The sequence below is a fragment of the Desulfofalx alkaliphila DSM 12257 genome (assembly GCF_000711975.1).
GTDB classification, from domain to species: Bacteria; Bacillota; Desulfotomaculia; order Desulfotomaculales; family Desulfohalotomaculaceae; genus Desulfofalx; species Desulfofalx alkaliphila.
Genome location: NZ_JONT01000017.1, coordinates 34,237 through 44,900 on the forward strand (window position 1 = coordinate 34,237; position 10,664 = coordinate 44,900).

Sequence of the window (10,664 nt, forward strand, 5' to 3'; positions counted from 1 at the left end):
TACTGGTTATTATGCTGTTTTTTCGGTTTTCTAGTAAATTTTCTTCATAAAACTTGTCCTCTAACATATGCATTAAGTGAAAGGGGATGTAGCCAATGATTGGTAGTTTGTTGCGGCAGCTAAGGGAAGTAATGGAATTCCTAAACCGCCTGATGGGCAGGCAGGAGGAGGGGCCTGAACTCTTTGCCATGATAGAACAGGCCCACCTTGACTGGCAGCATGCGATGCAGCAGTTAGACCTCTGCGACAAGGACATGTTAGATTACGTGATACACCAACTGCAAGCCAGGGAGAGAAGGTACATAGCTTTAATGATGCAGGCCAGGCAGGAGGGATTGGTGGCCTGGACACCGGATGAAAATTAACTTTCATTCATAAGCTTCTTATACTCATCCCTTACCTGCTGAAAATCTTCCCATACCGGCTTTTTTCTCCGGGGATCCCTCAGTAGGGCCGCCGGGTGATAGGTAGGCATTATTTTAATGCCGCTTTTGCTCTCCAGCCATTGACCCCGCATTTGGGTAATTTTTGCATCGGGTTTTATTAGATTTTGCAGTGCAGTGCTGCCCAGCAGCACCACTATTTGGGGCCTGATTGTTTCCAACTGCTGCCACAACCAGGGCAGGCATGCTTTAGCTTCCTTCCGACTGGGCACCCGGTTATTGGGCGGGCGGCACTTAACAATATTTGCTATATAAACATCCTGCCGCTTAATTTCTGCCGCCTCTAAAATTTTATCCAGCAATTGACCCGCAGCACCCACAAAGGGTATGCCCTGCAAATCCTCATCCTTGCCCGGCCCTTCACCAATGAGCATCAGTTTAGCCTTGGGGTTGCCCACCCCAAAAACAATATTTGTTCTGCCCGCGGCCAGACCACAATTAGTGCAGCCCTGTATCTCTTTTTCAATCAGCTCTAAACTCAAATATTTCCACCTCTGTCTCTTACATTGGTATATTTATCATTATTTTATAACAAACTACTGATAAAATCATCTATGCAATACAGGAGGGATAACGTGGCAGACATAAAAGAAAGGAATTCGCCGGATCTGGGCACCTGGGCCACCTTTCAACCGGGGTGGTGGGTATTGCACCTAATCAGCATCATTGTTGTCGGTTATTTAGGCTACTATATCCTAGCGGGTATCATGTAAAGGAGGGCACTGCCAATGGTATTTGATTTTGACCTAAAGCAAATTAACACCAACTGGGATAATTGGAAGCGCTACCTGGGACAAGCAGTTGAGTTTGCAGAAGAACTGGGCATGTCTAGAGAGCGCATCAACAATCTGGCTGCACAGGCTGGGTCTGTACTTGCAGAAAACGTTCCCCCTGCCAACCCAGAGCAAAAAACCCTAAAGGAACTGTGGGAAGTGGCAGATAAGGATGAGCAGCAGGTAATTGCCCGTCTAATGACAAAACTGGCCAGCAAAAGTATTAGCTAGCCCACACTAGAAACCCCGGTGTAGTATACAGCACCGGGATTTTTAGTGCGGAGCGCCAAAACGCTTCTTCCACTTTTCAAACCATTTAGACAGCAAACCCGAGTTTTTAATTTCCCCATGCACCCCTTCACCGCCCTCGGGCACCGGCAGCAGCCCAAAGGGCTGTGCAGGGGGAACCTTCACCAATTCCCGGCGATAGGCCTGCTGTTCACTGCTTATATAAGAAAACTCCAATAGCCCCTCGTTGTGGTGCAGCATATACTGCAGTGTGCTCTTGCTGTATAGAGGAATATCGTTCACCGCTAAAATAACATCCCCCGACCTCAGGCCGGCATTCCAGGCAGGGGTTTTGGGCAAAACATCCAATACCATTACCCCCTGGCCCGGCGGCACATAAATGGGCTGTTGGGTCATCTCCACTTTCTTGCCGATGTAAATTACTGCCTCATGGCCCAGGAAGGAAAACAAGGCCGCCATTAAACCCATCAGCAGGTACTGGTCAGAAAGCACCGCCAGCACCAGCAGTATCAGGCTGTAAATTGCTAAATATTTGGCAGAAAGCCGTGCCTTTTCTTGCGGCTTGCGGGCAGTGGCCATATCCCCATAACCCAGCCCGGCCACCACAGGTATCAAGCCGTATAAGAGCATCTCCGGGTCACCCTCTACCCGGGGCTTAATTAAGGGCCACCATTCCGGCATGGGCACACCTTCGGGGGGCAGCTCCGCCACCCCAATAACAAGCAGGGCCACCACCGGAATAGGCCAAAAACGCTGCAGTACAAAACCGCCAACCACCCGATTCCCCGCCATTTTAAAGTAGCTGGGCACCGCACCCAAATGGCCGCTGAAATAAATCAGTATACTTTCCACCATGTGCAGTATGGCCACCAGGGCCAAAACTTGCGGCACACTTATTTCCGGCCAGCCAAAAAGCAGGTGTGCCAGCGACAAAATGCCCCCGGCATAGGCAAAACACAAAAAACGCAAATTAATCATCATTAACAAGAGGGCCACCGCCCAGAGATAAATAAGCCCTGATCCGGTGAGGGTCAGGCCCACAAAGAGCATTAAAATGCTGCCAATAAGCCCACCCAGCACACCGTAGCCGGCGGCCTGCAAGGTGTCGGGCCACCAGCGACCATGCTTAAACCCAAACAGACGGTGTTTTTCCCGCAGTGTCCGGCGATATTGAAAGGCCACCAAAATAATAACCAGCCAGAAAATGGGATGTAAAATCGCTTCAATTAATTGGGTAATCAGCAGAGGTATAACTTCTAAAAAGGGGAACACCGCCTCACCTCATTATTCAAAAGGACCACGGCAATTCCGTGGCCCTTGTTCTCATACAACCATAACGGCCCTTTGCCATGGCCTAAGCCAAGGCAATACCGTCTACAGGTTTTGCATAATCTCTATCGCCTTCTGCAGTTGCATATCTTCCCTGGCGTTGGTAGGCTGTTCCAACACCACATCGGGCTCAATGCCCTCCATGTTAATATCCACTTTGTTGGGCGTCAAATAGCGGGCGGTGGTCAGCTTTAGACCTGCCCCGTCTCCCAAGGGGTACACCGTCTGCACCACACCCTTGCCAAAGCTGGTGGTACCCACAATGGTGCCCAGTTGGTGATCTTTAATTGCACCGGCCAAAATTTCCGCCGCACTGGCGCTGTGTTGGTTTTGCAGCACCACCAGCGGTAAATCCAAAGCATCCTCTGAAGCCTCAAAGGTGTGATCCTTGCCGTTCCTGTAGTCTATATGCACAATGGGCCCGCCGGGTATAAACCGGTCGGCCACCTTTGTGGCTGCCCGCAGTTCACCTCCGGGATTATTTCTTAAGTCCAGAATCAAACCCTTAATTTGTTGTCTTAGTAATTCACTTAATTTGTCAGACACCTCATCGGGGGTGTTTTCAGTAAACTGCGATATGGCCAAATAGCCAATTTCAGTATCAGGCAGCACATGTCCCTCCACAGTGGGCACCATAATTTCTTCCCTGACAATACTAAACTCCAAGGGTTCTGCAACCCCTTCCCTGGCTATGGTAAGATCCACCTTGGTACCCACCGGGCCGCGCATCATGCTGACAGCCACATCAAGGCTAATACCCCGCACATCTTCATTATTAATTTCAGTGATCTTATCCCCTGCCATCACCCCGGCCCGGGCAGCAGGGGTGCCCTCGTAGGGCCGCACCACCGTTAAGTAATCGCCTTCAATACCCACCAATATGCCTAAACCGCCAAAAGAACCGTGAATTTGTTCGTTGAGCTGTCTAAATGTTTCGGGATCCAGGTAGACCGAATAGGGGTCACCCAAGGAATCCACCACGCCGTGAATGGCACCTTCCACCAATTGTCCCGTGGGCACAGGCTCCAAGTACTGGGAGCGAATAAGCGAAACCACCTTCACCAGGTTACCTAAATTGTTATGATTGGTAAAAAGGGTATAACCGGTCACTGCCACAAATAAAAAGACCACCAGTCCGATTATAACCAGTACCTTAGAACCACGCCTGGGCCCCAATGCGTCTCTCACTAAAGAAGTCACCTACCTGCACCTAATTTACCTTTATTATACTACACCACATTGGCAAAAATTACAACAAGACTGCCTTACCCTGCTTCGATTAAATTTAGCGCTTAAACAAACCCCTCTTAATCCAAAAGGGCGCCACCAAGCGCCCTTAATATTATCTCAAATAATTTAGAGGATTAACCACACTGCCGTTTTCCCTCACCTCAAAGTGCAGGTGCGGGCCGGTAGACATACCGGTGGAACCAACCTTGGCAATTACCTGCCCCTTGTCCACCCACTGACCATAGCTAACTAACTGCTTGGAAAGGTGGGCATATAAGGTGTGCACACCGCCGCCGTGGTCCAGCATCACCACTAAACCGTAGCCGCTCATGTTATCCACCGACACAACGGTACCCGACTGGGCCGCCACCACATTGGCACTCATAGGGGCACCAATGTCAATGCCGCTGTGCATGCGCTGGGTACCCAATATGGGGTGCTTGCGCATACCAAAGGGTGAAGTGATTGTAGTATAACCGGGAGTGGGCCAAGCAAAGTTACCGCCCACAAAGGCACTGCCACCGCTTTGCTGGGCAATGCGGCGCAGTATTTCATTCTCCCTCTGTTCCAGTTCATTTAGCTGCTGCTCATACCTGCGCAAGTCCTGTTGGGCTGCCTTTAACAATTCGGCCCTTTCCCCTTGTCTTGAGGCCAGTTCAGCCCGGGCCCGCTCCTGTTGCTGGCGCACGGCTGCCAGCTCCTTTAATTTTACTTCCAAATCACTTTTTCTTACCTCAATGCGGTTTTTCTCCACCACCAGGGCGTCCATGATTTCCCTGTCTTGTTCCACTACCTTTTTAACTAACTCCAGGCGGTTAATAAAGTCAGAGAAACTGCCCGATTCTAACAGTACCTCTAAATAGCTGATTTCCCCGGCCTGGTAAAGACCCTTCAGCCGTTTCATCAGCAGCTCGGTTTTTTCTTCTAGATCCTCTTCAGCTTGCTTTAGTTCGGCTTCCACCCGATCCAGTTCTTTGTTAATGCCGTTGATGCGATTATTAAGGTCGTTAATCTCATTTTCCTTCTGGGCAATAGAAGCATTAAGGGCAGCCACCTGACGGGTGATATCCTGCACCTCACCCCTCTGGCTGCTCACCTGCTGTTTAGCCTGCTGCTGCCTTTGTTGGATTTCCCTTAACTGACTTTCCAGGTTTGACCCCGAAGCAGCTGCCGCCAAAGCCACCAGCAGCACCAAAGACATCCCCAGTACCATTATCCTTTTCCATGTCCTAGAACCCAAAGGTCCTCACCCTTTCATCACATCATATTTTGCACTACTTTTTTTCCGCCAAAAACTTGCGGATAGAAATTACACTGCCAAGGGCACCTATCAAAACCCCCGAGCCTATAAAGAGGCCAAATATAGTATTTAAAACGTCGCCCCCGGTTACCAGGCTAACAAAGGGTATCGAATCGGTGAGACGATTAACCAAAAACGAGTAAGCCGAGTATACCGCTGCCACTGCCACCAAGGCCCCTATAAGACCAATGAACATTCCCTCAATCATAAAAGGAGCACGGATATACCAGTTGGTGGCACCAAGCAGTTTCATGATGCCAATTTCTCTTCTGCGGGCAAACAAGGACATCCGAATGGTGGTGGCGATAAGGAATATGGCCGCTATGCCCAACATTCCCATCAGGCCCAGGGTAATCACCCGCACCCAGTGGGTTACCGCCAACAACCTTTCCACCAGCCCTTGTCCATAACGTACCAGCTCAACACCCGGCAGTTTTTCAAAGTGCCCGGCCAGTACCGGCACCTGATTTGCATCATTAACCCTGATGCGGTAGGCATCGGGTAAAGGGTTTTTTTCTAAATTCTCCAATAACTCCGAGTGATTACCAAAACTCTCCTTCATTTCTTCTAAAGCTTGTTCTTTAGATACAAACACCACTTCAGCTACACCGGCAGTATTTTTAATTTGCCTGCCCACCTCACCCGCTTCGGTGGTATCTAAATCTTCCTGCAGAAACACACTGATTTCTAACTCAGATTCCAACCGTTGGGTTAGATGATCAGCGTTAATTACCAAGAGCACCGAGCTGCCCAAAATTATCAACGAAACAGCCACAATAGCCATTGACGCCAGGGTCATCCAACTGTTACGCACCATAGACACCAATGCTTCACGGAAGATATAAAACAGGGTGTTAGTTCGCAAAGGTGTACACCCCGCCCTCTTCGTCTCGCACAATTCGACCATTGGAAAGACCGATCACCCTGCGCCTCATGTTATCAACAATATCCCAGGCATGGGTGGCCATCACTATGGTGGTACCAATGCGGTTAATGGCTTCAAACAGTTCCATAATTTCCTTGGACGTGGCCGGATCAAGGTTTCCCGTGGGCTCGTCGGCTAAAATTAAAACCGGGTTGTTTACCAAGGCCCGGGCTATAGCCACCCGCTGCTGTTCCCCACCGGAGAGATGGGCCGGATACTGCTTGGCCTTTTCCAGCATGCCAACCTTATTAAGGGCAGCGGGTACAATTCTTTTAATATCCTTTCTGGAAGCCCCGGTAACCTCCAAGGCAAAGCTTACATTTTCTTCCACCGTTTTTTGGGGCAGCAGTCTAAAGTCTTGAAACACCATGCCAATTTTTCTCCGCAAATGGGGCACATCTCTTTTTCTCATGCGCTGTACATTTTTGCCATTGAACATCACCTGGCCCCTGGTGGGCACCTCTTCCCGATAAATCATTTTCATCAAAGAGGACTTGCCGGCCCCGCTGGGCCCCACCAAAAAAACAAATTCGCCCTTTCGTATGCGCAGCGTTACATCCGATAGCGCCTTAACTCCGTTGTCATATACCTTCGAAACATTGTAAAAAACAATCACATGCCGCACCACCTTGTCTGTACCTATTAAACATTCGACAAGGTAAGATAAATTCCTTTAGGTAAAGGGAAATTCTGCAAGTAATTTGCTGGAATTTCGGCATTTAACCCGTGGCGGCAGAGCACGGGTCAGTAATTTTCGAAGCTGTTGACTTTAGGTAATAATTTGTATATCATTGTTAACATAGTTTTATATGGGTACTATTCTTATCAAGAGCGGTGGAGGGAAAGGCCCAATGAAGCCCGGCAACCAGTCCAGTTAATAAAACTGGGCATGGTGCTAATTCCTTCAGGCCCTATGCCTGGCAGATGAGAGGTTATAGTATAAAGGTTGTTTGCCCCTTCATCTGTGAAGGGGTTTTTTATTTAGATATAACAAGGAGGCCGTAACTATGAAAGATCAGAAATGGGGCTTTGACACCCTGGCATTACATGCCGGCCATCAACCGGACAGTGAAACTCTTTCCCGGGCGGTGCCAATCTATCAAACAACTTCCCACGTATTTAAAGACTCCCAGCATGCAGCAAAACTGTTCAACCTTGAGGAGCCCGGGCACATATATGCCCGCATCGGTAACCCCACTGTGGAAATTTTAGAAAACCGTCTGGCGGCACTGGAAGGTGGTGTAGGCGCCTTGGCTTTCGCCACCGGACATGCGGCCATCGCCGCAGCAATACTAAACATTGCTTCCAGCGGAGATGAAATTGTATCTTCCTGCAACCTCTACGGCGGTACAGTAAACTTATTTACCCACACCCTGGCCCGCCTGGGAATAAAAGTTCATTTGGTAGAGCCCGGCAACCCTGAAAACTTTAAAAGGGCCATTAATGATCGAACCAAGGCCATTTTTGCAGAAATAATCGGCAACCCCAGGTGCGACGTGCTGGATATTGAAAAGGTAAGTGCCATTGCCCACCAGGCAGGCATACCGCTTATTGTGGATAATACCTTTGCCACCCCATACCTATGCCGCCCCTTCGATTTTGGTGCAGATATAGTTGTACACTCTGCAACCAAATTCATCGGTGGCCATGGCACCAGTATGGGCGGTGTAATTATTGACAGCGGAAAATTTAATTGGGAACAAAACGATAAATTCCCCGGCCTGACAACACCGGATCCCAGTTATCACGGCATAATCTACAGTAAGGATGTGGGGGCGGCGGCATATGTGGTTAAAGCAAAAACCCAATTGTTAAGGGATTTAGGCGCCAGTTTAAGCCCCTTTAATGCCTTTTTGCTGCTTCAAGGTATAGAAACCCTTTCTTTAAGAATGGACCGCCATGTAAGCAACGCCCAAAAGGTTGCCGAATACCTGCAAAATCACCCCCAGGTGAACTGGGTATGGTACCCGGGCCTCAGCAGTCACCCCTCCCATGGGCTGGGCAAAAAGTATCTTAAAGGTGCCGGGGCAATTATGGCCTTTGGCATTAAGGGTGGCCTGGAAGCCGGCAGGCGTTTTATAGACAAGCTCCAGTTATTCTCCCATTTGGCCAACGTGGGCGACGCCAAATCTTTGGTAATACACCCCGCCTCTACCACACACAGTCAATTGTCTGAAGAAGCACAAGAAAGGGCCGGTGTAAAACCAGACCTAATTCGCCTGTCCGTCGGATTAGAAAATATTGAAGATTTGCTCCAAGACCTGGATCAAGCACTGAAAGCATAATAAACGAACCATACAGAAGACGAAAAATGCGGCAGGGGAAGTCTCACCCTGCCGCATTGAAAATTTCTATTTTGCTGTTATTTACCCTTCTGCATCCCCTGTCTTGGCCACCTTAAATTGGGCCACTTGTAACTGCATTTGGTTGGCAATTTCGGCCGGTTCCTGGGTTGCTGCAGATATCTGTTGGGTGGTAGAAGTGATCTGCTCATTGCTGGCAGCCAGCTGCTCCATTTCCTCGCTTGACTGTCTGGAGCCTTTTTGTATTCCTTCAACCATACCAATGGCTACATTAACGGAAGCAATGATGTCGGCCATGGCTTTACCGGACTCTGCTGCCAGCCGTACACCGTCCTCTACCTCCTTGGCACCCAGCTGCATGTTGTTGCTGGCCAATTCCACTCCCATTTGTACTTGTTTAATTAGCTCATTAATTTCTTTAGTGGCATTGGCCGGTTGTTCTGCCAGCGTTCTCACCTCTTCGGCCACCACCGCAAACCCTTTGCCATGTTCACCGGCCCGGGCTGCCTCAATGGCCGCATTTAAGGCCAGCAGATTAGTTTGTTCGGCAATGCCGGTAATGACATTGGTGATTGTACCAATCTGGTTTGATAGTTCATTTAAGTCCTGAATAGACTTAGCCACCTCGTTGGTGGTACTGGCAATGGCATTTATTTTTAACACCGTTTGTTCAATGGTTTCATTACCCATTTGGGCAACTTGGCCGGCCTTTTGAGATTCCTTTACCACCTCTTGGGCAGCCTCGGAACCGGTAGCGGCAGCAGCGGCCACTTCATTGGTTGCGCCGGCTATTTCCTCCACCGTGGCATTAACTTCTTCACTGGAGGCAGCCAATTCTTCACTGTGGGCCGCCAGCGATTGGGCCTTGTTGGCCATATCGCCAATTAACCTGCTTAACTTTGCGGCCATATTGTTAAAGGAGCGGGCTAAATCTCCAATTTCGTCACTGCTATCAATTTGCAGTTGATTGCTGAAGTCCCCTTCTGCATATCTATTGGCACCGTCAATTAACTGCATAATGGGCTTTTTAATAGCATTGGTCAGCACATAACTTAAAAGGACAGCTACAACAACTGCCAGACTAGATATTAACATAGAATTTCTTTTAACTGCAGTGGCATCGGTTTGGGCTTCTGTTATGTATTGTTCCCTAAAATTAAGGTTTGCCTCCACCAAGTCCGCCACTATTCTCTCCATCTCCGCTCCCACCACTGCCTGCTCTGCCAAAGTTTCTTGCAATTTGGCTTGGGCAATGGCAAGATCTGCCTCGTTTTAGGCGTTATACCTTTGCTCGATGGCAGGCAAGGTGTGCCCCACCACCTGCTGTTGGTATTTAATGATTAGATTTTTCAAGTTTTCAACAGCTTCCCTATTACCATCAGCAGCTATTGACTGCAGTTCTTCCACAAGCTCAAAGGTTTTGTTCAACCGGTCAATACATTCCTCTTTATAGCTTTCTTCGCCGGTGGCAGTGAATCCCCTCAAGCTAGACATTATTGCATAGGTTTCCAATTGAATGGCCTTTTCTACATCTACACGGTCGTTTAAAATGTCAACCTGCTGCATTTGATACTCGGTGGCCTTACTATTGTTATAGCCGTGTACTCCCAATATCAAAATCATCAGGGTTAAAACTAAATAACCCGCAGCTATTTTAGTGGCAATTCTCAACTTCATTAAATAAATCCTCCCAATTAAAATTAATTCCTTTTTTATCTTAACTATAGCGCAGCATGCTTAATGGTAAAAAATTTCAATATATACCACCTAAACCCCCCTTAAAAAATTATGCAAAAACATGAAGCTATGTTTCATAGATATATTCGACAAAAAGTTTTACAACTTTATATTTATTGACATATAAATTATTTAAGTATGAAATGGTGATATCTTTTCGTAGTTATTATTTAGCTGGAGTTAACCTACAATTACTTGATGCGAAACAAGCTAGACCGCCCTATATAAGGCGGTCTAGTATTCTCTGTATAACTCTATGATGCTGCAAAGTAAACACAGCCACCTGCGGTGAATTAGACAACAGAAGATATAATACCATTTTTGTATATTTTTTGCAACGTTTTTTCCAAGCACCTGTGTGGGTGCGACCTCCGA

12 protein-coding genes and 1 riboswitch are annotated in these 10,664 nt (G+C 48.1%); of the genes, 4 read left to right on the forward strand and 8 right to left on the reverse strand.

The window, feature by feature from the left end; genetic code table 11:
• The first annotated feature begins 95 nt into the window (after positions 1 to 95).
• A complete protein-coding gene (locus BR02_RS0109985) occupies positions 96 to 365 on the forward strand; it encodes a DUF2508 family protein (RefSeq protein ID WP_031516713.1) in 270 nt (89 codons plus the stop codon).
• Here BR02_RS0109985 and BR02_RS0109990 read toward each other — a convergent pair.
• Complete coding sequence (locus BR02_RS0109990; RefSeq protein ID WP_031516715.1) at positions 362 to 925, reverse strand: uracil-DNA glycosylase; 564 nt, start codon at positions 923 to 925, stop codon at positions 362 to 364. The two genes, BR02_RS0109985 and BR02_RS0109990, sit on opposite strands and share 4 nt — an antisense overlap.
• Positions 926 to 1,018: 93 nt before the next feature.
• Here BR02_RS0109990 and BR02_RS15655 point away from each other — a divergent pair, with 93 nt between their 5' ends.
• Both BR02_RS15655 and BR02_RS0110000 read left to right on the forward strand, forming a co-directional pair.
• The gene (locus tag BR02_RS15655; protein ID WP_169738595.1) at positions 1,019 to 1,156 is read left to right on the forward strand and encodes a hypothetical protein; all 138 of its coding nucleotides are present in this window, start codon (positions 1,019 to 1,021) and stop codon (positions 1,154 to 1,156) included.
• Between the two features lie 15 nt (positions 1,157 to 1,171).
• On the forward strand, positions 1,172 to 1,447 hold the full coding sequence (locus BR02_RS0110000) for a DUF3243 domain-containing protein (RefSeq protein ID WP_031516717.1): 276 nt from the start codon (positions 1,172 to 1,174) through the stop codon (positions 1,445 to 1,447).
• A 42-nt stretch (positions 1,448 to 1,489) separates the two neighbouring features.
• Here the strand turns inward: BR02_RS0110000 and BR02_RS0110005 are convergent, their stop codons facing one another.
• From BR02_RS0110005 to ftsE, 5 genes are all read right to left on the reverse strand, one after another.
• The gene (locus BR02_RS0110005) at positions 1,490 to 2,737 is read right to left on the reverse strand and encodes a PDZ domain-containing protein (RefSeq protein ID WP_031516719.1); all 1,248 of its coding nucleotides are present in this window, start codon (positions 2,735 to 2,737) and stop codon (positions 1,490 to 1,492) included.
• A 102-nt stretch (positions 2,738 to 2,839) separates the two neighbouring features.
• Positions 2,840 to 3,994: a S41 family peptidase gene (locus BR02_RS0110010; protein ID WP_238442455.1), complete on the reverse strand. Its 1,155-nt coding sequence runs from the start codon at positions 3,992 to 3,994 to the stop codon at positions 2,840 to 2,842.
• 142 nt (positions 3,995 to 4,136) lie between these two features.
• A complete protein-coding gene (locus BR02_RS0110015) occupies positions 4,137 to 5,264 on the reverse strand; it encodes a murein hydrolase activator EnvC family protein (RefSeq protein WP_238442456.1) in 1,128 nt (375 codons plus the stop codon).
• A 34-nt stretch (positions 5,265 to 5,298) separates the two neighbouring features.
• Positions 5,299 to 6,189 carry a permease-like cell division protein FtsX gene (gene ftsX / locus BR02_RS0110020; protein ID WP_031516726.1) on the reverse strand — a complete coding sequence of 297 codons (891 nt, stop codon included), beginning with the start codon at positions 6,187 to 6,189 and terminating at the stop codon, positions 5,299 to 5,301.
• Entirely contained in the window at positions 6,179 to 6,865 is a 687-nt protein-coding gene (ftsE, locus tag BR02_RS0110025) for a cell division ATP-binding protein FtsE (protein ID WP_031516728.1), read from the reverse strand. Before ftsE ends, ftsX begins: the two co-directional genes overlap by 11 nt.
• 203 nt (positions 6,866 to 7,068) lie before the next feature.
• Positions 7,069 to 7,180, forward strand: a riboswitch (SAM riboswitch).
• Between the two features lie 76 nt (positions 7,181 to 7,256).
• Here ftsE and BR02_RS0110030 point away from each other — a divergent pair.
• Positions 7,257 to 8,534 (forward strand): O-acetylhomoserine aminocarboxypropyltransferase/cysteine synthase family protein, encoded by a 1,278-nt coding sequence (locus BR02_RS0110030; RefSeq protein ID WP_031516729.1) that lies wholly within the window; start codon positions 7,257 to 7,259, stop codon positions 8,532 to 8,534.
• Between the two features lie 81 nt (positions 8,535 to 8,615).
• On the opposite strand, the gene BR02_RS0110035 is transcribed toward BR02_RS0110030, so the two are convergent.
• Both BR02_RS0110035 and BR02_RS0110040 read right to left on the reverse strand, forming a co-directional pair.
• Positions 8,616 to 9,791 carry a methyl-accepting chemotaxis protein gene (locus tag BR02_RS0110035; RefSeq protein WP_169738596.1) on the reverse strand — a complete coding sequence of 392 codons (1,176 nt, stop codon included), beginning with the start codon at positions 9,789 to 9,791 and terminating at the stop codon, positions 8,616 to 8,618.
• A 33-nt stretch (positions 9,792 to 9,824) separates the two neighbouring features.
• Entirely contained in the window at positions 9,825 to 10,229 is a 405-nt protein-coding gene (locus BR02_RS0110040) for a CHASE3 domain-containing protein (RefSeq protein ID WP_031516733.1), read from the reverse strand.
• Positions 10,230 to 10,664 lie beyond the last annotated feature (435 nt).